Genomic DNA, 22,801 nt, shown 5'->3' with positions numbered 1-22,801 from the left:
TGGTAACCCATCGAGCCAGTGTTGCTGGCTTCTCTCATTGAACGAAAGGCGGCAGTGGCAAACTACTTACGTCTTAATTCTTGATATTGGCCCAGCGCTTCATCAGCTCGGCATGGCTGTCGGTCCAACCCTTGACCGCTTCGTCCATAGTCTTGCCGTCCTTGACCTCGGTGTTGATCCGGGTGATGTCGGCCAGGGGAACATAGACTCCTGCCATCACCTCACGGGCGTGAGGGAACGCTTCGGAGAAGCCCTTGTGGCCGACCCAGTAGTAACCTTGTGCCGGAGGGAACACACCTTTGGGATCCTTGAGGAACTTGAGGTCATATTTCTCCGCCATCCACGACGGTTCCCAGACGGTGACCGCCACCCACTCCTTGCGGTCCACCGCCGACTTCAGCGCTGCGGTCATCGCTGCGGTGCTGCCTTCGAGCAACTTGAGCTTGAGGCCGTAGCTGCTCACCGCATTGGTGGCATCGCTCATCAGGCCCGAACCCGGCTCGATGCCGATGATCTTGTTGCTGAACTTGTCGGCGTTATCGTTAAGTTGGTCGATGGAATCGATGTTCACGTATTTCGGTACGGCGATGCCCTGGTAGAGACCGAACGAAACCGGCGAGAGTTTTTCAAGACGGTTCTTGTTCTTGTTCCAGTAGTCGTAGGCCGCATAGTCGGTCTGCGACGCCAGCACCTGAATGTCGCCTTTGGTCAGTGCGGCATACGCAATGCCCCACTCCGAGAACTCCACGACCTTCACGGTGTAGCCGGAATTTTCCAGGGCCTTTTTAGTAATGCCTGTGATGGGCGTCAGGTCTTCCCACGACAATGTCCCCATGGTGATCGTCTTTTCTTCCGCCTGGGCGGACATGCTCATCAAGCCCACCATTGCGATGGCGCACAGCGCCTTCCACATTCTTTTCATGGTCTTCCTCATCTACATGTCAACAGAGAGTGATGGCTTGCGGGGACCGAAAGCCGTTGTGGTACAGGGCAGTCAACCTTCTCGACCGGCTCTGAGGGCTTGCCAGCGGATGACCGAGCCGACCCCCAGGTTGGTTATTATTCTGGGCGGGAGCCTGCTGGGCTCGGGGCTGCGGCTGAAGGTCTCGAGAAACCTTGAATCCGTACCGGTTGCCAGCTCAGCGGCCATGACACCGGCCAAGGTACTTTTCACGGTACCCAGGCCGTTTTCACAGCACGCCGAAAACAGGTTCTGCTCCACCTCTCCAAACGCCGGGGCACTGTTGCGGCTCAAGCACAAACGGCCAGCCCAACTGAACTCCAGCGGTGTCGATTTCAATTCAGGGAAACGCGCGTCCAGGGAATGCCGCTGCTCCTGGGCCACTTGGGCGACACGCTTGAGCGAGACCTGGATACTCGGGTCGTAAGTGAATCGGGTGCGGATGACGATACGCGAGAGCCCGTTGGCGCTGATTTTTCGCACGGTGGCCCCCATCGGATCGGCGGGCAACAATGCCCACCGGGCGCGACCGGTGACTTCCCGATCGAACTCAGCATGGCTGTAGGCCGCGGTCATCGAGGCGTAGGTGAACACGTGCAACAGGCGCCCCTGAAAGTGTCCGAAATCCTCGACATGGCCGTTGACCGCCAGGATCACTTTGCCGGCGCTGACCCGACCGCGATGGGACCGGGCCAGCCAACTGCTGCCCTGCCTGGACAACTCGATCACGGGGGAGCGTTCGAACAGGCTGATTTTGTCAGCCAGGCCCTGGGCCAGGTCCCTGATGTACTGCGCCGGTTGAATCATCACCGCGCCCGGCGTATGGAGCCCGCCGTGGTAATAATTCGAGCCGGTGATCTCGCGCATCTGGGCCGCGTCGAGCAGCTCGTACTGTTCGCCAATGCCTTGCAGGGACTTGGCGTAGTTGAGGTTCAGCTTCATGCCCCGTTCGGTGGCCGCCGCATTGATCTTGCCGGACGGATCGAACGTTTCGGCGGTCATGCCGTATTCCTGCGCCGCTTGCGCTGCAAACCCGATGGCGAAACGGTTCTGGGCGATCTCAAGCGCCGTGGCGGACTCTCCGGCCACCGAATACTCCCCCGATGACAGGCTGTGAGGAACGTCGATCATAAAGCCGGAGTTGCGCCCGGCCGGCCCTTTGGCGATCTCCAGGGCGTCTACCACGACGATGGAGTCCTGGGGACGCAACTGAGACAGCCGGCGTGCGGCTGACAGGCCGGCAAAGCCGGCACCGATGATCAACCAGTCCGCCGTGACATCGCCATCAAGCATGCGCACCGGCGTGACACGCGTCGAAATGGCTTCCCACCCGGAAACCCCGGTGTCCACCGGCAGGCGCTTGATGGAATGGCGGCTCATTTTACGGTCTCGTCCACAGAGCGATCGGACACGTCGATCCAGATGGTTTTCAGCTCCGTGTACTGGTCGTGGGCGAAAACAGACTTGTCCCGACCACCGAAACCGGACTCCTTGTAACCACCGAACGGCGTGGAAGCATCGCCTTCGCCGAAGCAATTGACGGTGACGATTCCGGCGCGGATTTCCCGAGACAGCCTGATCGCTTTGCGCAGGCTGGCGGTATAGACCGACGCCGCCAGGCCGTATACCGAGTCGTTCGCCAGCGCCACCGCTTCGGCGATCGAACTGAAAGTCGTGACCGATAGCACGGGACCGAAGATTTCTTCCTGGAACAGCCGGCTCTCGCGATCGACTCCGACGAAAACGGTGGGCTGGACGAAGGCATCGCCCTCGGTTTCACCGCCATAGGCCACTTCCAGTTTTCCGGCGGTGGCGTACTCAAGGTACGACTTCACCTTTTCGAAGTGTTCCGGGCTGACCAGTGCACCAACGCGATTGTGCGGGTCCAGCGGGTCGCCCATCTTCCATTCACGGATGTAAGCGCCCATTCGTTCGAGCAACTCGTCCTTGACCGACTCATGCACCAGCAGGCGTGAAGTCGCCGAGCAGTTCTCGCCCATGTTCCAGAACGCGCCATTGACCACTTGTTCCGCCACCAGGTCGAGGTCTTCGGCATCGTCCATGACCACGGCCGGATTCTTGCCGCCGCATTCGAGCACGATGCGCTTGAGGTTCGAGTCCGCGGCGTAGTGCAGGAAACGCCGGCCGGTGGCTGTCGAGCCGGTGAAGCTGACCATGTCGACATCCTTGTGCAAGCCGATCGGCTCGCCGACTTCCTTCCCGGTGCCGGTGACGATGTTCAGCACACCGGCCGGCACGCCCGCTTCATGGGCCAGTTCGGCGACCCGCAATGTGGTCAGGCTGGTTTGCTCGGCGGGCTTGACGATGACTGAGCAACCGGCGGCCAGCGCCGGGCCGATTTTCCAGGCCAACATCAGCAGCGGGAAATTCCACGGCAGGACGCAACCGACCACGCCGATCGGCTCGCGCACCACCAGGGCCAGCGCGCCACTGCCGACGGGGGCGGTGTTGTCGTAAATCTTGTCGATCAACTCGGCGTGCCAGCGCAACGTATGGACAGTGTCCGGCACATCCACCAACTGGCACTCGCGCACTGGCTTGCCGCTGTCCAGGCTTTCCAGGACCGCCAGTTCATGGCTGTTGATCTCCAACAACTTGGCAAACTTCAACAGCACGGCCTTGCGCTCACCGGGCGGCAGCGACCGCCAGCGACCATCGTCAAAAGCCTCCTTGGCTTTGCTGACGGCGAAGTTCACATCGTCTGCATTGCAGGCGGCGACTTCGGCAAGCGCCTCCCCCGTGGCGGGGTTGAGGGTGGTAAAGGTATTGCCCGAAATCGCGGGTTTGAACGAACCATCGATGAACGCGTTCGACGCAAACGTCATCGATTTGGCAATGGCCGCATATTCGACCGCAGTCAGTAAATCACGCATGGTTGGCTCCCGAGGTGATGTGGGCGACGGTGCGCTTCACATTGGCGATAACGGTCTGAAGGCCGCGCTGGTCGTCTGAATTCAACGGCCGTAGCGGCGCACGTACATCGCCTACTTTGAGTCCATTCAATTCGCAACCGAACTTGATGGATTGAACGAACTTCCCGCCATCCAGCGCATTCATCAAGGGCATCATCGCGGACATGATCTGGCGACCCTTATCGAAGTTCTTTTCAATCACGCAGGCCTCGTATAGCGCGACATGTTCTTTGGGCAGAAAGTTGGAACCCGCGCACACCCAACTTCTTGCGCCCCAGGCAAAGAACTCCAGCGCCTGATCATCCCAGCCGCAGGAAAGTGCAATATGTGGAAACTCACGGGCAAGCAAATGGACACGCCCCATGTCACCGGAACTTTCCTTGATCGCGATAACATTTTTTGATTTGCCGACGCGCGCCAGGTACTCCTCGCTCATTTGTACGCACATCCGTCCCGGATAGTTGTACAACATGATCGGCATATTGGCCGCACGGTCGATGGTCAACGCATGGATCGCGTTTTCCTGGTCGGTCGGAAGTGCATAAGGCGGGGTAGTCACCAAGATGGCGTCGGCCTTGATGGCCTTGGCGTCCTGGGCAAACAACACGGCGTCTTCGGTTCGGATCGCACCAGTACCGATGATCAGCTGCACACGCTCGTTAATGACGTCCTTGGCGTGAGCGGCAAGTTTCAGACGCTCTTCTGCGGTTTGCGCATAATACTCACCCGTAGAGCCGCCAATAATGATTCCATGGACTTTCGCCTCTACCAGATATTCCAGGACTTCTGAAAATACCTTCCAGTCGATGTCACCACCTGGTTTATGCGGCGTGACGGCGGGTGTATAAATGCCTTCGAATCTCAAGACGATTTCTCCGAATATGAGTGACCGGAAGTTTCAACAATCAGTAAGCCCTGCGAACTTTGCGCCAGAGAATCTGGCCCATCATGTCATCGGAACAGATGATTATCCGTTGGCAAGATTCTTTCGATGCAGGCTGGATGGATTCATGCAGCTTTCAATATTTTCAGACCGTATCTATCCCAATTGGCAGTGACGACGGCTTCTTATTTTAAAACCTACGACTATGGCAATCGTAAGTTCCAGATCTTATTTAAACTAACGCCGGTTATTGCTTGCGGCTTGGATCAAGATTACGTCGCGCCCTTGCGCCTCGACAAGAAACCTTTACGCCGATCAATGCATAACAAAATGTTATCAATCGAGCCGTGGTGGCGTGCAACGGGTGCTACTGGCTGAATTGGGATAGCAGCCAGTCTCTGAGACGACAGCAGGCATCATCGCTCTGGCGGTCTTCCCTGAAGGTCAGGTAATGCTGGCTTTCCTTGAGCACCATCTCGTCGGGGACCGGACGCACCAGCGTGCCGTTTTCAATCAGGTGCGCGACCAGGTGATTCCAGCCGAGCGCCACGCCCTGATGAGTCAGCACCATGCTGATGATCAGGTTGTAGTCATTGGCATTGAGTACGTGCGGGCTGTCATGGGGACGCTCGTCCATGACGATACGGTGGAACGCAAGCCAGACGCCCCAGTCGACGTGCTCGGCGACCTGGGCGCGGCCATAGGGGCTCAGGTTCAACAGAACGCCATCGCGCAAGGCCTCCAGGCTCGACAACTCAGGATGGTCGGCCTGGTATCGGGGCGTGCAGACGGGGTAAATGATGTCGTGAAACAACGGATAGCTGCGATAGCCATCCTGGATCCTGGCCATCTTGGTGATGAATATGTCGGGCTTGATCCCAGGCTCCATCGACAGGAAACTCTGGGTGGTGATGAGATTCAGGTCGATGTCGGGATTTTGCGAGAAAAACGTTGGCAACCTCGCTGACAACCACAGTGCGGAGAACGCCGGGGAACAGCAAAGCGTCAGGATCTTCTTGCCGGAGTTTTTCGTGCGGATGCGCTCGGCCGCTTGTGAAATATTGACGAAAGACATCTGGGCCGCGTTGAAGAAAATCACGCCGGCCTCGGTCAACTCCACTGCCCGGCCGACCCGCTTGAAGAGATTGACCCCAAGATAACCCTCCAGCTCACGAATCTGTCGGCTGATCGCGGCCTGGGTGACGCACAGGGCTTCCGCCGCACGGGTAAAGCTCTGGTATTTGGCAGCCGCTACGAACGACTTTACCGCTTTGAGAGACGGCATTTTCAGCAGCGTCATGTCGGGTTCGATGTGCTTGACCATAGCCTGGGGTAGTTGATTCCCGGTTGGAGGCCCGCGGGCCTGCATAGAAGAGGAGTGACCGTCAGTTTGCGGCGCTGGGCCGAGATTAGCGGAAAACACCCGGCTGGCTATAGCCCCATCAGCGATCGGGCGCAGGCAACGACAGCCTTTAACCTGGCTACTCGATGCCGTGAAAGAACCTGCATGAAGGCCGGCTTACCTGATTCGGCATCGCGTGTTTTTGCATGTTGATCAGGCTTTTCTGCCAATACTTATCGAAAAAAAGCCACCCTATACTCGTGCTCAGGCTGGCGTGACCAGCGCCGTTTCCAAGCCAGCAAGCCCCCACAATAACAATCAGGGCGAACCATGAATAACAACAGCCAACCCTTCCTCGCCGCTCGCGATTTCCTGCTGGCCCACCGTACCGATTACGCCACGGCCGTGCGGGATTTCCGCTGGCCGCAGCTGAGCGAGTTCAACTGGGCGCTGGATTACTTCGATGCCATGGCCCAGGGCAATGATGCCAATGCCCTGTGGATCGTCGAAGAAGACGGCAGCGAACAGCGCTACAGCTTCCAGCAATTGGCCACGCGCTCCAACAAAGTGGCAAACCACCTGCGCGCCCTCGGCGTGCGGCGCGGCGAGCGCATCCTGCTGATGCTCGGCAACGACATCGCCCTGTGGGAGACCATGCTGGCCGCGTTCAAGCTCGGCGCCGTGGTCATCCCCGCCACCGCCCTGCTCACCGCCGAAGACCTGGGTGACCGTATCGAACGGGGTCGGGTAAGGCACCTGGTGGTCGGCAGCGCCCATGTCGACAAGTTTGTCGGACTGGGCGACGGCTGCAGCCGCGTCTGCGTCGGTCCATCCTGCACCGGCTGGGTCTCCCACAGTGCTGCCAATGAATACCCGGAGCACTTCGAAGCCGAGGGCAGCACCCTGGCTACCGACCCGATGCTGCTGTACTTCACCTCCGGCACCACTTCCAAACCGAAAATGGTGCTGCACAGTCACCAGAGCTACCCGGTCGGCCATCTGTCGACCATGTACTGGATCGGCCTGAAGCCCGGTGACCTGCACCTGAACATTTCCTCACCCGGCTGGGCCAAGCACGCCTGGAGTTGCCTGTTCGCGCCGTGGAACGCCGGCGCCTGCATCTTCATTCACAACGTCGCGCGCTTCAGCGCCCCGGTGCTGCTTGCCACCCTGGAGCGCTACGGCGTCACCAGCCTGTGCGCCCCGCCCACCGTGTGGCGCATGTTGATCCAGGAGGACCTGACCGGGATCAAGGACCGCCTGCGCCTGCGGGAACTGGTGGGCGCCGGTGAGCCGCTCAACCCGGAAATCATCGAGCAGATCCAGCACGCCTGGGGCCTGCCGCTGCGTGACGGATTCGGTCAGTCAGAGACCACCGCCCTGGTCGGCAACACGCCCGGCCAGGTGCTCAAGCCCGGTTCCATGGGGCGCCCATTGCCGGGCTACCAGGTGACCCTGCTCGACCCCGATGGCCTTCCAGGCGATGAAGGCGAAGTCGCCCTGCCGCTCGACGTGCGTCCCCTTGGCCTGATGCTCTGCTACGAAGACAGTCCGGAAAAAACCGCCGAAGTGATGCGCGACGGTTACTACCGCACCGGCGACACCGCGCAGATTGATGAAGACGGCTATATCACCTTCGTCGGCCGTGCCGACGACGTGTTCAAGGCTTCCGACTATCGCATCAGCCCGTTTGAACTGGAGAGCGCGCTGATCGAGCATCCGGCGGTGATGGAAGTGGCCGTGGTGCCCAGTCCCGACCCTGTGCGCCTTGCCGTGCCCAAGGCGTTCCTGATCCTGGCCCATGGCGAACCCGGCAATGCGGAACTTGCCGGCAACATCCTGGCCTTCGCCCGTGAGCACCTGGCGCCCTACAAGCGGGTGCGCCGCATCGAGTTCGTCACCGAACTGCCCAAGACCATCTCTGGGAAAATCCGCCGGGTGGAACTGCGGCAGATGGAAGTGCAACGCCGCCAGAGCGGGACACGCGGCGCGCAAGAACACTTCGAAGAAGACTTCCCACAGCGGGGGCAATCTCGACATGGAAACCGTTGAGGCGGCCAACGCCCACCGTAGCTATCAGGTGCAGCGGGTATCCGCCGATCAGTTGGGTGAGCAACAGAAGATTGCCGATGCTTTTTTTGCCGCGGGATTGCTGCCCAAGGCGGTGAATACCCAAGATGTGGAGATCTGGGCACCTTGAGACGATGCCCGACCGAACCCCACATCGCTTCCATGCTCACATATGCAACGAGATGAAATCCACGAAGCAGCGCAGCTTAGGGATGATGAACCGGTTTGGCGGCCACAGGACACTGAAGTGGATGGTACGGGTCACTTCCTCGGTCAGTACGGCCTGCAGGTCGCCGGATTCAATGGCCTGCTTGACGGCGAATTCAGGCAGGCAGGCGATGCCACGCCCTTCCATGGCCGCGTTCAAGAGCATGTCGATGTTGTTGCAGACCATCACCGCCTTAAGATCCTGCGTACCATTGGCGGCGTTGTCCGGCAGCGGCCAGCGCTCCAGCTTTCCGGTAGACGGCACGCGATAGAGAAGGCAGTCATGGCGGCTCAGGTCGCCAGCATCCGCAGGGACGCCTTGGGTCTGGAAGTAGGCCGGCGCCCCCACCAGCAAAAAGCGAAAAGCCCCCAGCCGACGCGCCACCAGGCGCGAGTCGTTCAACTCGCCGGTCCTGACCACCGCGTCGAAACCCTCCTCTACCACATCAACCAGGCGATCGCTGAAATCCAGTTCCAGGTGAATGTCCGGGTAGCGCTTGGCAAATCGCGACAGCAAGGTGAACAGGAACTGCCCGGCCAACGGCAGGCTCACGCGCAACTTACCCCGAGGCTCACTGCTGTTGCTCGACAGCTCGAGCTCCGCCGCTTCCAGCTCGTTGAGCACCCGCTGGCACCGGCTCAGGAAAAGCGTGCCTTCTGCCGTCAGGTTGATGCTTCGCGTGCTGCGGTGGAAGAGCCTGACGCCCAGGCGCTGCTCCAGGCGCGCGATGCTTTTACCCACGGCCGAGGACGACACGCCCAGTTGTCGTCCCGCCGCTACAAAGCTGCGGGTTTCGGCCACTTGCACGAAAACCGAGATTCCGCTGAGGTTATCCACGCACTCTCCTTGAGTTCCGCGCGTTGAATTGCGGAACGAAACGTCCGATGTGTCCGGAATTCTAGCCTCTGTTTCCCCTCACGTCTGCGACCTAGCATGACGGCGTCTACTACCAGCAGGGAATCGGGATCATGACCGTCAAAGCGTCCATTGTTTTATCCAGTGCAGTTGCCACCGAACCTATGCAGGCGCGAATCGACGCCGCCTTGAACAGCGCGCTCGAGGACAAACGCCTCGTGGGGGCCGTGGTGATGGTTGCCCGGCGTGGTGAAATCATCTATCGCCAAGCCGCGGGGCTGGCCGACCGGGAGGCTGGCATCCCCATGCGCACCGATGCCTTGTTCCGACTCTCTTCGGTCACCAAACCCATCACCTCGGCAGCCGCCCTGGCCTTGGTTGCCCAAGGCCGTATTGGCCTGGACGACCCCATCGCCCGCTGGCTGCCGGAATTCCAGCCAACCCTGGCGGACGGCACCCGTGTTGCGATCAGCGTACGCCAGTTGCTCAGCCATACCGCGGGCCTGGGTTACGGTTTCCTCGAAGCCCCAGGTGGCGGAGCGTATGCGCGGGCCGGTGTATGCGATGGGCTGGAAAACGCACCGCTGACCCTCGATGAAAATATCCGCCGGCTGGCGAGCGCACCGCTGCTGTATCGTCCAGGCACCGATTGGGGCTATTCGATTGCCACCGACGTGTTGGGTGCGCTGATCGCACGGGTGTGTGAAACCAGCCTGAGCGAGGCTGTCGAGCGCCTGGTCTGCGAGCCGCTGGGGCTGACCGACACCCGCTTCCGCGTTGTGGATCACGCTCGCCTGACGGCCGCCTACCTCAATGACGACCCCGCTCCACGGCGAATGAAAGGGGTTGAGGTGGTAGAGGTTTTCGAAAACACCGCCGGCATCCGGATGGACGCTGATCGAGCGCTGGATGACAGCGCCTATGACTCCGGCGGCTCCGGGATGATCGGCTCCGCTGAAGAGTTTCTCACGCTGCTCGAAACCCTGCGCCAGGGCGGCGGCGCACTGATGCCGGCCAGCCTGGCCAAGGAAATGGGCACCGTGCAGACCGGCAGCCTGGAACTGGCCAACTGGCCAGGCCGTGGCTTCGGCCTGGGGTTCACCGTGTTGACCGATCCGCAAGCGGCACAGGCGCCGGAGTCCGTCGGCACCTGGCGCCTGGGCGGGGCCTTTGGTCATTCGTGGTTCGTCGATCCAGCGCAGCAACTGTCCGTTGTAGCGTTCACCAACACCGCCTTCGAAGGCATGTTCGGCCAATTCACCGTGGATCTGTGCAACGCCGTCTACGGCGTCTGAAGCCTCCAATCCAGTGCTGCGAAAGGAGACATGACGGATAGGACCGGCTCGCAAGCCGGCCTCGATGAGAATGCAGCTTGAGTTGTTCAGCTTTGCCTTGGCTATCTGCCCTCTGGAAACGATCAGGCACGTCGATCCCGACCGTGCCGCGGATCTTTATTGAAAGGTATCGACTCATGACGCATTCACAGCTGTATCACAACCACGCCAACGTGCGCCTGGACTCCCTTACCGGGTTTCGATTCGTCGCCGCTGCATCGGTGTTTTTCTTTCACGCTTCGTTGACGAAAATCATCGGCTTCAACCCATTCGCCGACCAAGATGTCATCGCCGTCTTCCAGCGATTATTCAGCGTGGGAGGCTGGCTCGGCGTGTCGTTCTTCTTCGTGCTCAGTGGTTTTGTCATCACCTGGTCGGCACGCCGGAACGACACCCTGGGCGCGTTCTGGCGGCGGCGCCTGGTCAAGATCTACCCCAACCACCTGGTGACCTTTGTCCTGGCGATGATTCTGTTCGCCGTACCGCTGACGGTCGTCAGCGCCTGGTTGCCCAACCTGCTATTGATTCACGCCTGGGTTCCGGACATGTCGGTTTTCCTGAGTGTCAACGGCCCCTCCTGGTCGCTGTGCTGCGAGCTGGTCTTTTACCTGGCGTTTCCCTTCCTGCTACGCGCACTGTGGAGAATCCCCCAGGACCGGCTTTGGCTGACCGCTGGCCTGGCAGTGGGTGCAATGGCTGCGACCCAGTGGTTGATCGCCCGATTCGTCAACGGTACACCGCAGATCGCCGAGTACCCGATCTCCCTCAATCAGTGGTGGCTGGCTTATTACTTTCCACCGCTGCGACTGTTCGAGTTCGTGCTCGGCATGTTGATGGCGCGGATCCTGATGGCTGGACGCTGGCCGAGCATCCCGGTCGCACCGGCACTGGCCTTGATGGCAATCGCTTACTACGCTGCCGGCGAAGTACCTTTCATCTACAGCCTGTCGCTGACGACCGTCATTCCAATCGCCCTTCTGATCACCAGCCTGGCTGCCACCGATGTCGCGCAACACCGATCCTGGTTCCGCCACCCTGTGATGGTCTGGCTGGGTGAGGTTTCGTTCGGTTTCTACATGATCCATCTGTTGATCATGATGTGCGTGACTTCTTTCATTGATGGGCAGCGGTTCGCCGTCGTCCCGGCCGCGCTGATTCTTGCCGCAACCTTTTGCCTGTCGCTGGTGGGTGGCTGGATGCTGTTCGCGTTCGTGGAGCGACCGGCCATGCGCCGCTGGGGCAAGGCCCATCGCCTCGAACAGCCCGTGGTCGCCTCTCAAATCTGAGCTCTCCATTAAGAAGGGATTCTTACCATGTCATCGTTTATTCAAAGATTGTCCGGCGTACCGGCGTGGGCGCTTGGCGTGATCGCACTGACGGCACTCGCGGGATTCGCAATCAGCGTGCGCTCGCCTGCCGTCCAGGCCAGGACCGAGCCCGCCCCATTGCCCCAGGTGCAAGTCATGCCAGCGCTCAAGCGCGATGTGGTCGACTGGCAAAGCTACACCGGTCGGCTGGTTGCAACCGATACCGTGGTCATCAAGCCTTTGGTGGCGGGCACGCTGATGAGCGTGCATTTCAAGGATGGAGCACTGCTGCGCAAAGGCGACCTGATGTTCCAGATTGACCCGCGTCCTTACGCGGCGACTCTGCAACAAGCCCAGGCCGCGCTGGTGGCCGCCCGATCCATGAGCCTGTTCGCCCAGAAAGAGCTGGAGCGCTATGAGCACCTGATAACCAGCAACGCCATCGCCAAAACCGACCTCGACAAGCGCGTACAGAGCGCCAATGAGGCCCAGGCGCGAGTCAACGAAGCCCAGGCACGGGTCGAGCTGGCCCGGCTCGATCTGGAACACACCCGTATCCTGGCGCCATTCGATGGCCGGGCCTCACGCGTCGAGGTGACGCCGGGAAATATTGTCGATGTCGGAGAGCGCTCGACGGCCCTGACGAATCTGGTATCGATCTCCCCGATCTACGCTGACTTCGATGTGGATGAGCAAACGTTCCTGCGCTATCTGGGAAACCGCCCGGCCGGCGACCCGGTGCAGGTCATGTTGGGCCTGGCCCATGAAGAGGGTTATCCCCGCCAGGGGACCCTGACTTCACTGGACAACCGGCTGGACACCCGATCGGCCACCATTCGGGTCAGGGCCAGTTTTGATAACAGCAACGGGGAATTGCGTCCGGGGCTGTTTGCACGGGTTCTGCTGCAAGGCAGCGCCAGCCGCCCCGCCACGCTGGTGGAAGACAGCGCCATCGGCACCGATCAAGACAAGAAATATGTGCTGGTGGTGGACGCCGAGGGCCGCGTCCAGTATCGGCAAGTCAAGCCTGGCATCCGCCAGGGCGCGTTGCGCGTCATTGACCAGGGGCTCGAGCCCCAGGAACAGGTGGTTATCAGTGGGCTGCACCTGGCAATGCCGGGCACCCAGGTCGCGCCAGTACCGGCGCCGTCACAACCACAGGCGCAACAATGATGAATATTTCCGGATTCTTCATCCAGCGCCCCATTTTCTCGGGCGTCCTGAGCGCCCTGGTATTGCTCGCAGGCCTGCTTTCGCTCGCGCGCCTGCCGGTGTCCGAATACCCGGATGTGGTGCCGCCCCTGATCGTGGTGAATGCACAGTATCCCGGGGCCAATCCCAAGGTCGTGGCTGAAAGCGTCGCTGCTCCGCTGGAGGAGCGCATCAATGGCGTGGAAGGCATGTTGTACATGCAGTCGCAGGCCAACAGCGATGGCACACTGGCGATCAATGTGACATTCGCCTTGGGCACCGATCCGGACAAAGCCCAGCAGCTGGTGCAGAATCGCGTCTCGGAAGCGCTGCCGCGACTGCCGGCCGATGTGCTGAGCCTGGGGGTCACCACCAGCAAATCCTCCTCGACCCAGACCCTGGCGATCCACCTCGTATCGCCCAATAACGAATACGACGCCAATTACCTGCGCAACTACGGCATCCTCAACATCAAAAGCCAGCTCGAACGCATCCCCGGCGTGGGCGAGGTGCGGATCTGGGGTGGTGGCGACTATGCCATGCGTGTCTGGATCGACCCCGACAAAGTGGTCCAGCGTGGGCTCACCGCCGGTGAAGTGGTCGAGGCGATCCGTGAGCAGAACATCCAGGTTGCAGCGGGTGTCATCGGCGCATCGCCCATGCAGGCCGGGGTCTCGCTGCAGCTTTCGGTCAATGCCCAGGGCCGGCTGAAGACCGAGCAGGAGTTCGGCGATATTGTCATCAAGACGGTGCCTGATGGGGGCGTGACGTACCTGCGCGATGTCGCCCGCATCGAACTGGCAGCCTCGACCTATGCCCTTCGCTCGCTGGTGGACGGACAGCCTGCGGTGGGCTTCGGGGTGTTCCAGATGGCCGGTGGCAATGCGCTGGATATTTCCAGGCAAGCCCGTGAAATCATGGCCCAGGCCAAGGTCGATATGCCGACCGGGGTCGACTACAAGATCGTTTTCGATCCGACCCAATTCGTTCGCTCAAGCATCCAGGCCGTCATCAGCACCCTGTTCGAAGCCATCGTGCTGGTCGTGCTGGTGGTCATCGTGTTCCTGCAAACCTGGCGGGCCTCGGTGATTCCGCTGCTGGCGGTGCCGATATCGATCGTGGGGACACTCGCGTTCCTGCTGGCGTTCGGTTTCTCCATCAATGCCTTGTCGTTGTTCGGGCTGGTGCTGGCAATCGGCATCGTGGTCGACGATGCCATCGTGGTGGTGGAGAACGTTGAACGTAACATCGCCCAGGGACTGTCACCGCAACAGGCGACCCACAAGGCAATGGCCGAGGTCAGCAAGCCGATCATCGCCATCACCCTCACGCTGGTCTGCGTGTTCATCCCGTTGGCGTTCATGCCCGGTCTCTCCGGCGGCTTCTATCGCCAGTTCGCCCTGACCATTGCCATCTCCACGGTGATTTCGGCGTTCAATTCACTGACCTTGTCGCCGGCGCTCTGCGCCCTGCTGCTCAAACCACGCGGTGCGCCCAAGGATGTACTGGAGCGTGGGATCGACAAGGTGCTGGGAAGATTTTTCAACGGGTTCAACCGCCGCTCACGCCAGGCCGAGGAGCGCTATGGCGCTGGCGTGCAGAGCGTCCTGGCCCACAAAGGCAGGACACTCGTGCTGTTTGGCGTACTGCTTGGCGCATGCGCCTGGCTCAGCCATAGCCTGCCGACCGGGTTCGTGCCGGCCCAGGACAAGGAGTTTCTGGTCGGTTTCGCTCAACTGCCTGCGGGGGCCTCGCTGGATCGCACCGAGCAGATCATCCAGCAGATGAACGACATCGCCCTCAAGCATCCAGGTGTCGCCCATACCCTCGAGTTTCCGGGAATGTCAGTCAACGGCCTGATGAACTCCTCCAGCTCAGGCATCATCTTCGTGATTCTCAAGCCGTTCGACGAGCGCCCTGGCAAAGCCCTCGGGGCCAATCAGATTGCCGCCGACCTCAACACGCAATTCCGTGGCATCAGCCAATCCTTCACGGCGGTATTCCCTCCTCCGCCGGTCCTGGGGCTGGGGACGCTTGGTGGTTTCAAACTGCAGATCGAGGACCGCGCAAGCGTCGGCTATGTGGCCCTCGATACGGCGGTCAAGGCGTTCATGGCCGAAGCCGCCAAGGCACCGGAACTGGGGCCGCTGTTCTCCAGTTATCAAATCAACGTGCCGCAGCTGGACGTCGATCTGGACCGGGTCAAAGCCAAGCGACTCGGTGTCTCGGTGACGGAAATCTTCGAGACTCTGCAGATCTACCTGGGCTCCCTGTACGTCAACGACTTCAATCTGTTCGGTCGTGTCTACCAGGTCCGCGCGCAGGCCGACGCACAGTTCAGGGCCAACTCCGAAGACATCATGCGCTTCAAGGTCCGCAATACCTACGGTGACATGGTCCCACTCTCCACGCTGCTGTCGGTGAACCCGAGCTACGGGCCGGAGATGGTGGTGCATTACAACGCGTTCACTGCGGCAGACGTCAACGGTGCCCCCGCCCCTGGCTATTCCTCAGGCCAGGCAGAGGCCGCCATCGAGCGCATCGCCCGGCAGACCCTGCCCCAGGGTGTGCGCATGGAGTGGACTGAGCTGACCTACCAACAGCGCCTGGCAGGTGACGCGACCGTCTGGGTATTGGCCGTGAGTACCTTGCTGGTGTTTCTGGTACTGGCGGCGTTGTATGAAAGCCTTTTACTGCCTCTGGCGGTGATTCTGATCGTGCCGATGGGTGTGCTCTCGGCGTTGGCAGGCGTCTGGCTGACAGGCGGCGACAACAATATCTTCACCCAGATCGGCCTGATGGTGCTGGTGGGCCTGGCGTCGAAGAATGCGATTCTGATCGTCGAGTTCGCCAGGGATCTCGAACATCAGGGTCATGACCCACTGACAGCCGCCTGGGAGGCCAGCAAGCTGCGGTTGCGTCCGATCCTGATGACCTCGATCGCGTTCGTCATGGGCGTGGTTCCCCTGGTGGTCTCCACCGGAGCGGGGGCTGAGATGCGCCAGGCGATGGGCGTGGCGGTGTTTTTCGGGATGCTGGGGGTGACCTTGTTCGGACTGCTCTTCACCCCGCTCTTCTACATGCTCGTACGCAGCCTCGGTCGCCGGCTGACTCTGCGGCATGCGCTGCCCATTGCGGACACATATATCCGTTAACACCGGAACTACAGCGCGTTTTTCTACATTGAGCGCGCCTCTAGACTGCGGTCTTACCTACCCTTTTTGTGAGAAATGCCATGACACGCGTCGTTCGCTTCTATGAATATGGGGATCCGGCGGTTCTACGGATCGAAGATCTACCTGCGGCTCAACCAGGACCTGACGAAGTGCGCATCCGCGTGCGGGCCATCGGGCTCAATCGTGCCGAATCGATGTTCCGTCGCGGTCAATACCTGGAACAGGCCATCTTCCCGAGCCGGTTGGGTTATGAAGCAGCCGGGGTGATTGAAGTGGTGGGTGAGGCGGTACGCGACTTTCAGGTCGGCGATCAAGTCAGTCTCGTACCGCCTTCGAGCATCGCCCAGTGGGGTACCTACGCCGAACAGGCCGTCGTGCCGGCGGCCATGCTGGTCAGGCATCCCGACAGCCTCAGCATGGAACAGGCCGCAGGCGTCTGGATGCAATACTTGACTGCATGGGGCGCCCTGTTGCCTGTCGCCCGTCTGGCCGCAGGGGACTTCCTGCTCGTAACCGCCGCCTCCAGCAGTGTCGGCCTGGCGGCCATCCAGATTGCCAACCGGGTCGGAGCCATTCCCATCGCGGTGACACGTGGCGAGCAAAAGGTGCGCAAACTGTTGGCCGCCGGCGCCGCCCATGTGATCGTCAGCGACGAAGAAAAGCTGGTAACGCGCGTAGCGCAAATCACGTCCGGTAACGGCGTCAAGGTGGTGTTCGACCCCGTTGGCGGCCCGACCATCGAACAGTTGGCAGAGGCCACGCGTCGCGGCGGGATCATCATCGAATACGGAGCCCTGAGCAGCGAACCCTCGCCCTTCCCGTTGTTCACGGTGCTGGGAAAGAGTCTCACGCTGCGAGGTTACCTGCTGCATGAAATCGTCAATGACCCGGCACTGTTCGCCGAGGGCAAGGCGTATGTCTCAAGCGGCCTGGAAGACGGCAGCCTGTCCCCGATAATCGCCAGGACATTCGCTTTCGAAGACATCGTCCAGGCCCATCAGTACCTGGAGGCAGGCGAGCAGTTTGGCAAGGTCATCGTCAGCCTGGAGGACCGGCCATGAAAATGTTCAATCCGCTGTTTTTCATCGCGCTGGGACTATTCGGCGTCTATACCATCGAGTTCGGAGTGGTCGGCATCCTGCCGGTGATCATCGAACGCTACAGCGTCAGCGCATCACAAGCCGGCTACCTGGTGGGGTTGTTTGCCCTGATCATTGCGTTGTTCGGGCCGTTCATGGTTCTGCTGCTCTCGCGCTACAACCGTAAGCGGATCCTGACCGTTTCGCTGTTCATCTTTGCGGGCAGCAGCGCGCTGTCAGCCTACGCGCCCAACTATGAAACACTGGCGATCCTGCGGATCATCCCGGCATTCTTCCATCCGGTGTATTTCTCGCTGGCGTTCGTCGCGGCGATCTCTCTCTACCCCAAGGACCAGGCAACGCAAGCCACGGCCAAGGCTTTCGTGGGCACCAGCATGGGCATGGTCCTGGGTGTACCCATCACCACTTGGATCGCCGCACGCTTTTCCTACGAGGCGGCCTTCCTGTTCTGCACGGCGGTCAACGTGATCGCCGGCCTGGGCATCATCGCCCGTCTGCCCGACACCTTCGCCGGACAGCGGACACCCTACGGTGAACAATTGGCGATCCTGCGCAAGCCCACGCTGTGGCTCAACATCGCCGCCTCCACGCTGATCTTCGGCGCGATGTTTTCGGTGTACTCCTACAGTGCCGAATACCTCTCGCGCGAAGCCGGCATGAGTGGCGAGGTGATCAGTGTCATGTTGATCCTGTTCGGCGTGGGGGGTGTCGCCGGTAACCTGCTGGCGGGTCGGTTGCTATCCAGGAACAAGGTAGGCACCACGCTGATGCATCCCATCATGCTGGGCGCGGCGTATCTGATCCTGCACTTCTTCGCCAGCCCGGACATCCTGCCGATGGTATTGATCGTGGTTCTCTGGGGGGCCACTCACACCAGTGGCCTGATCGTGACGCAAGTCTGGCTGACATCCGAGGCTCCGGAAGCTCCGGAGTTCGTCACCGGACTGTATATCTCATTCATCAACCTGGGCGTAACGCTCGGCGCTACGGCCGGCGGATGGTTCCTGGAGCGCATGGGAATGGCAGGAACGATCGTCAGCGGGCTGATCTTCTGCGCATTGGCGGCCGCGATGATTGTCACCAAGGTGGTCGTCTACGGCAGCCGACAATCGGATCTTGAGCCAGAACCCCAGGCAGTTTTGCACTAGAGTGGATAATCGGAGGCCGTGGCAACGCCACGGTCTTTCTCGGATACAACGGAGTTTCTATCGGTAAAGACCCCTGGACGGAGTGACTATATGGATCTTAGCAGCACGTCATTTGCAGACACGAAATCTGTCGAGTTCCCCGTGGATAGTACCCAGTTCGACTGGGAAAACCTGCGCTATTTCATCGCGTTCGCGAGGATACGCTCCCTGGCCGCTGCAGCGCGCTCGTTGAATGTCGAGCACGCCACGGTCTCCCGCCGGATAGCAGCCCTTGAAACCGCACTGAAAATACGCCTGGTGGACCGCCGCAGCCACCGATACGAACTGACCGAAAACGGCGAGCGTATCGCCCAGCTGGGCAACCGCATGCAGGAAAACGCCTGCGCCCTCAGTCGTGCCGTCTGCGCGATCCGCACCGACCGGGTGGCGGATATCACCCTCAGTGCCCCACCTCACCTGACCACGCATTTCATCGCACCCCATCTCGGCCGGCTACGTGAACAGTGCCCGGACGTCAACGTGCGCATCTTGTCCAACCCACGGATGGCCTCCATGGCCAGGCGTGAAGCCGACATTGCGATCAGCGTCGGACGACCGACCGAGACCGACCTGGTCATCCGTAAAATCGGCACTCTGGATTTTGGCTTTTTCGGTGCCGACGCCTACCTGAAGGATCGTGCCGCGTCGGCCTATGAGTTCATTGCTCACGACGATGAACAGGAACTCTCCCAACAGCGCATCTGGCTGGAAAATGTCGCCGGGCAACGGCCAGTGGTGCTGAGGGTGAAATCATTTGATGTGCAGGCCGAGGCGGCCAAGGCCGGTGCAGGCGTCGCATTGCTGCCGGTGTTCATGGCCGACGCTCAGAGCGGGCTGATCAGGGTCGAAATTGAAGAACAGCCCTTGCGCGCCGAGTTGTGGCTGGTGGTTCACCGCGACATGCGAAACGCACCCGGGATCCGCGCAATGATGGACTTTTTGATTAATTGTTTTGCCCAGCAGCATCGATAAACCCGCACGTAACGTGACTGGTGAATTTTTTAACATCTGCCGGTAAAAACAACCCGTTTACAATTTGTAGGCTATTAGCCAATATCAAACAAGGTCAGGCGAGCGAGTCTTCGCTCTAACACCATGACCCGTAGAAAAGTCCGCATCTGTAATATCCTTATAATAATAATCCCTCTGCCTTTACGAGAAAAAACGCTGTCCCTGATGACAGTATCGTTTCACGTACTCGGCTGCGCTAGACATTACTATTCTTGGTTGCCTCTGTTATTCGAAGTAAAAGCGGCACACTTGCGTGCCTTCGAAACATGATAAAGGGACTGTATTCATGAGCCAGATTAAGATTATCGATGTCACGCTTCGGGACGGTGGGTACCGTAACAACTTCAACTTCACGGTTGATTATGCCCAGTCTGCAATTTCACAAATGATTGACGCCGGCATCCCCTATTGCGAGATCGGATACCGTAACGGTTCCTTCCTGCGCAAACAGGAGCACGGGCTGACGAGCGCCGTTGATGCGCATTACCTGAAGGCGCTGCATGACGCCGCGGGGGATCGAATCGATCTGTGCGTCATGGTGCATCCACACAATGTAGATGCCAGCGATTTCGAGCTTTTGCGTGAGCACGCAGTCTCGATGATCCGGGTCTGCCTGCGTCGTGACCGCCTGGAAGACGGCCTGGCGACGGTGGCGCTGGCCAAGGCCTACGGCTTTCAGGTCAGCGCCAATATCACGCATGTCACCACCCTGGGGCCCGGGGAGATTTCCGACATGAGCCTGCGAGCCGAAAATGCCGGTGCCGACCTGCTGGTGTTCGCCGACTCCAATGGCAACATGATCCCGGCCGATGTCGACCGGTTGATCACACGAATCTCCAGCCGGGTCCTCATTCCCCTGGGTTTCCATGCTCACAACAACCTGTCTCTGGCCCTTTCCAACTCCATTGCCGCCATGGATGCGGGGGCCGAGTACATCGACGCTTCCATCTGTGGCATGGGCAAGGGCGCCGGTAACCTACACCTGGGCGTGTTTGTCGCTTACCTGCACCGGGCAGGCATTCGTAACGACTATGACCTGGTCAGCGCCTTGCATCTGTCTCAGCTCACCGCCGACAACGTACCGGCCAGCAGCCTTCCCCTATCGCTGACGGACGTCATGATGGGCACCTACAACATGCCGTTCGACGTGCAAAAGCGCCTTGATGAAATCATCGAGGCGCACAGCCCGGCGTCAACTTTCCATGCTTTGCAAATACTGCATGAACAGTTCAGTCGCAAGCCCGAAAAACCGATCAAGCGATTGACGACGCCCCATGCACCATCGCTGGTAAGTGGAGGAAGCCTGTGATGAACAAGCGCCAACAAATATGTGTATTGGCGGGAGATGGCATTGGTGTCGAAGTCACTGAAGCGGTCTTACCTCTATTCGACGCGCTCAAACTTCCTATTGACCTCAAGTTTGGAGAGATCGGCTGGAGCTGCTGGAAAAGCCAAGGCAACTGCATTCCAGATACCACCTGGAAACTGATCGGCGAAAGTAACGCAACCTTGTTGGGCGCCATTACCAGCAAACCTCTGCGCGAAGCGGAAGCCGAACTTGTGCCGACACTAAGAGGCACTGGCCTGGTTTATGTTTCGCCGGTAATTCAACTTCGACAAAAGCTCGGGTTATTTGCCAACGTGCGTCCGGTCACGGATGTACTGGGCGATAACCGCTATCGGTTTTCAGTGATCCGCGAGAACACTGAAGGACTCTATGCGGGGCTGGACTTCGCCAGCATTCCACAGGCCTTCGAGCCGATACTGGCCGAGCGCGAACGCCAGGGAGCGCCATGGTCGCGGCAGGGGTTGGCGGACGCGACCATGACCGTCCGCCTGCAAACCCGCGCAGGGCTTGAGCGGCTGTTCCGGTTTGCCTTCGAGCATGCGCGCCAGCAAGGCTACGAGCGCGTTACGCTGGCCGACAAACCCAACGTGCTGCGTTACAGCGGCGCCTTTGCGCGGGAAATCCTCGAGTCGGTCGCAGCGGACTTCCCCGATATCCAATGCAACATCGATAACGTCGACGCCGTCGCGTTGTGGATGGTTCGACGCCCAGAGCGTTTCGGCGTGATCGTGGCCGAGAACATGTTCGGTGACATTCTTTCAGACCTCGGTGCGGGGGTCATGGGCGGGCTGGGCCTGGCGCCCAGTGCCAACATCGGCGCCCAGGGCGCCTACTTCGAACCGGTGCATGGCAGCGCTCCGGCTTATGCCGGCCAGCGCAAAGCCAACCCGAGCGCGATGTTCCTGTCGGTGGCACTGATGCTCGAACACCTGGGACATGCGCAAGCCGCCCAGGCGACTCGCAAAGCCGTCAGCCAGGTCGCCCGTAGCGATTGCCGCACCTATGACCTGGGCGGGACGGCCGGCACCTTTGAGGTGGCCGCGGCCATCATTCGCCAAACCCTGGAGTGGGCCGCACGGTCTGGCACAGCGACAGACCACCTGCAGCAGAACCATGCCCTGCAACAGCATGCCCTGGAAAAGCCGGCCCTGGAAAAAGGAACTCACGCATGAAGGCGATCACCTCAACCGCTGCGCCCGACAACACACTGCTCAAAGCCTGTGAAGCGCTCGACACGGCCAGCCTGTCCGACGCTCTCGACAGCCTGGGCCTGGCCGGTGGCCTGGCGGGCATCAACCAGCAGGTCCCCGGAACACGCTGCGTGGGCTTTGCCTACACGGTGCTGTACGAGCCGGTGCAGGAGCGGAACGGCTTCAAGACCGCCGCCAATTACATCGATGACGTACCGCCCGATGCCGTCATTGTCTCCAGCAATCCCGGGCGCACCGACTGCACAACCTGGGGGGACATCCTCACCCATGTGGCGGTCAGCAAGCGGATCCGCGGCACGCTAATCGACGGCGCCGCCCGGGATATCGATACGGTCCAGCGTCTCAACTACCCGTTGTTCAGCCGGGCGCGCTTCATGCAGTCGGCAAAAAACCGGGTGCAGCTCAAGGCCACTCAGGTTCCCGTACAGATCGGTGGCGTCACGGTTTCCCCGGGTGACCTGGTGGTCTGCGACAGCAGCGGATGCCTGACGATACCCGCTGACAAGGCCGAACAGGTCATCCAGCGTGCCCAGGCAGTGGAGCAGACGGAGCGGGACATCATCCAGAGCGTGAACGCCGGCTGCACCCTGGAACAGGCCCGCGCCCTGCACCGCTACGACCAGCCGTGGCTGTCGGCTCGGGAAAAGCAGGCCAACGCTTGAGTTGCAATTCATTCCATTCATT

18 protein-coding genes and 1 pseudogene are annotated in these 22,801 nt (G+C 60.3%); 13 read left to right on the top strand and 6 right to left on the bottom strand.

Annotated elements, in window-relative coordinates; all coding sequences use genetic code 11:
* Window positions 1-73: 73 nt before the first annotated feature.
* The 4 genes from ACLEJQ_RS03710 to ACLEJQ_RS03695 form a co-directional block, all read right to left on the bottom strand.
* A complete protein-coding gene (locus ACLEJQ_RS03710) occupies window positions 74-922 on the bottom strand; it encodes a glycine betaine ABC transporter substrate-binding protein (RefSeq protein ID WP_440792297.1) in 849 nt (282 codons plus the stop codon).
* Window positions 923-994: 72 nt separating this feature from the next.
* Window positions 995-2,341 carry an NAD(P)/FAD-dependent oxidoreductase gene (locus tag ACLEJQ_RS03705; RefSeq protein ID WP_440792295.1) on the bottom strand — a complete coding sequence of 449 codons (1,347 nt, stop codon included), beginning with the start codon at window positions 2,339-2,341 and terminating at the stop codon, window positions 995-997.
* Entirely contained in the window at window positions 2,338-3,855 is a 1,518-nt protein-coding gene (locus tag ACLEJQ_RS03700; RefSeq protein WP_440792293.1) for an aldehyde dehydrogenase, read from the bottom strand. The genes ACLEJQ_RS03705 and ACLEJQ_RS03700 overlap by 4 nt, the downstream gene beginning before the upstream one ends.
* Window positions 3,848-4,759 carry a dihydrodipicolinate synthase family protein gene (locus ACLEJQ_RS03695; protein WP_440792291.1) on the bottom strand — a complete coding sequence of 304 codons (912 nt, stop codon included), beginning with the start codon at window positions 4,757-4,759 and terminating at the stop codon, window positions 3,848-3,850. The genes ACLEJQ_RS03700 and ACLEJQ_RS03695 overlap by 8 nt, the downstream gene beginning before the upstream one ends.
* A 126-nt stretch (window positions 4,760-4,885) precedes the next feature.
* Between ACLEJQ_RS03695 and ACLEJQ_RS03690 the strand changes: the two genes are divergently transcribed.
* The gene (locus ACLEJQ_RS03690) at window positions 4,886-5,155 is read left to right on the top strand and encodes a hypothetical protein (protein WP_440792289.1); all 270 of its coding nucleotides are present in this window, start codon (window positions 4,886-4,888) and stop codon (window positions 5,153-5,155) included.
* Here ACLEJQ_RS03690 and ACLEJQ_RS03685 read toward each other — a convergent pair.
* Window positions 5,145-6,101: a LysR family transcriptional regulator gene (locus tag ACLEJQ_RS03685; RefSeq protein ID WP_440792287.1), complete on the bottom strand. Its 957-nt coding sequence runs from the start codon at window positions 6,099-6,101 to the stop codon at window positions 5,145-5,147. The two genes, ACLEJQ_RS03690 and ACLEJQ_RS03685, sit on opposite strands and share 11 nt — an antisense overlap.
* 348 nt (window positions 6,102-6,449) lie before the next feature.
* Between ACLEJQ_RS03685 and ACLEJQ_RS03680 the strand changes: the two genes are divergently transcribed.
* A complete protein-coding gene (locus ACLEJQ_RS03680) occupies window positions 6,450-8,171 on the top strand; it encodes an AMP-binding protein (protein WP_440792285.1) in 1,722 nt (573 codons plus the stop codon).
* A pseudogene (locus tag ACLEJQ_RS03675) lies at window positions 8,146-8,319 on the top strand (ABC transporter substrate-binding protein); the annotation flags it as partial. The gene ACLEJQ_RS03680 and the pseudogene ACLEJQ_RS03675, both read left to right, overlap by 26 nt.
* A gap of 36 nt (window positions 8,320-8,355) precedes the next feature.
* Here the strand turns inward: ACLEJQ_RS03675 and ACLEJQ_RS03670 are convergent.
* Window positions 8,356-9,234 carry a LysR family transcriptional regulator gene (locus tag ACLEJQ_RS03670; protein ID WP_440792283.1) on the bottom strand — a complete coding sequence of 293 codons (879 nt, stop codon included), beginning with the start codon at window positions 9,232-9,234 and terminating at the stop codon, window positions 8,356-8,358.
* A gap of 182 nt (window positions 9,235-9,416) precedes the next feature.
* On the opposite strand from ACLEJQ_RS03670, the gene ACLEJQ_RS03665 reads away from it, so the two are divergent.
* The 10 genes from ACLEJQ_RS03665 (at window position 9,417) to ACLEJQ_RS03620 (ending at window position 22,779) form a co-directional block, all read left to right on the top strand.
* Window positions 9,417-10,547, top strand: a complete 1,131-nt coding sequence (locus ACLEJQ_RS03665) for a serine hydrolase domain-containing protein (protein WP_440792607.1) — start codon at window positions 9,417-9,419, stop codon at window positions 10,545-10,547.
* 176 nt (window positions 10,548-10,723) lie between these two features.
* Window positions 10,724-11,872: an acyltransferase family protein gene (locus ACLEJQ_RS03660; protein ID WP_440792281.1), complete on the top strand. Its 1,149-nt coding sequence runs from the start codon at window positions 10,724-10,726 to the stop codon at window positions 11,870-11,872.
* A gap of 27 nt (window positions 11,873-11,899) precedes the next feature.
* A complete protein-coding gene (locus tag ACLEJQ_RS03655) occupies window positions 11,900-13,066 on the top strand; it encodes an efflux RND transporter periplasmic adaptor subunit (protein WP_440792279.1) in 1,167 nt (388 codons plus the stop codon).
* Window positions 13,066-16,239: an efflux RND transporter permease subunit gene (locus tag ACLEJQ_RS03650; RefSeq protein ID WP_440792277.1), complete on the top strand. Its 3,174-nt coding sequence runs from the start codon at window positions 13,066-13,068 to the stop codon at window positions 16,237-16,239. Before ACLEJQ_RS03655 ends, ACLEJQ_RS03650 begins: the two co-directional genes overlap by 1 nt.
* Window positions 16,240-16,319: 80 nt before the next feature.
* Window positions 16,320-17,321 (top strand): zinc-dependent alcohol dehydrogenase family protein, encoded by a 1,002-nt coding sequence (locus ACLEJQ_RS03645; RefSeq protein WP_440792275.1) that lies wholly within the window; start codon window positions 16,320-16,322, stop codon window positions 17,319-17,321.
* Window positions 17,318-18,508 carry an MFS transporter gene (locus tag ACLEJQ_RS03640; RefSeq protein ID WP_440792273.1) on the top strand — a complete coding sequence of 397 codons (1,191 nt, stop codon included), beginning with the start codon at window positions 17,318-17,320 and terminating at the stop codon, window positions 18,506-18,508. The genes ACLEJQ_RS03645 and ACLEJQ_RS03640 overlap by 4 nt, the downstream gene beginning before the upstream one ends.
* Before the next feature lie 90 nt (window positions 18,509-18,598).
* The gene (locus ACLEJQ_RS03635) at window positions 18,599-19,519 is read left to right on the top strand and encodes a LysR family transcriptional regulator (protein WP_440792271.1); all 921 of its coding nucleotides are present in this window, start codon (window positions 18,599-18,601) and stop codon (window positions 19,517-19,519) included.
* 325 nt (window positions 19,520-19,844) lie between these two features.
* The gene (locus tag ACLEJQ_RS03630) at window positions 19,845-20,867 is read left to right on the top strand and encodes an aldolase catalytic domain-containing protein (protein WP_440792269.1); all 1,023 of its coding nucleotides are present in this window, start codon (window positions 19,845-19,847) and stop codon (window positions 20,865-20,867) included.
* Window positions 20,867-22,078 carry an isocitrate/isopropylmalate dehydrogenase family protein gene (locus ACLEJQ_RS03625; RefSeq protein ID WP_440792267.1) on the top strand — a complete coding sequence of 404 codons (1,212 nt, stop codon included), beginning with the start codon at window positions 20,867-20,869 and terminating at the stop codon, window positions 22,076-22,078. The genes ACLEJQ_RS03630 and ACLEJQ_RS03625 overlap by 1 nt, the downstream gene beginning before the upstream one ends.
* Window positions 22,075-22,779 (top strand): RraA family protein, encoded by a 705-nt coding sequence (locus ACLEJQ_RS03620; protein WP_440792265.1) that lies wholly within the window; start codon window positions 22,075-22,077, stop codon window positions 22,777-22,779. Before ACLEJQ_RS03625 ends, ACLEJQ_RS03620 begins: the two co-directional genes overlap by 4 nt.
* Window positions 22,780-22,801 lie beyond the last annotated feature (22 nt).

Source organism: Pseudomonas sp. SMV71 (genome assembly GCF_052042015.1).
Taxonomy (GTDB): Bacteria; Pseudomonadota; Gammaproteobacteria; order Pseudomonadales; family Pseudomonadaceae; genus Aquipseudomonas.
This window is presented reverse-complemented; position numbering and strand designations above follow the sequence as displayed.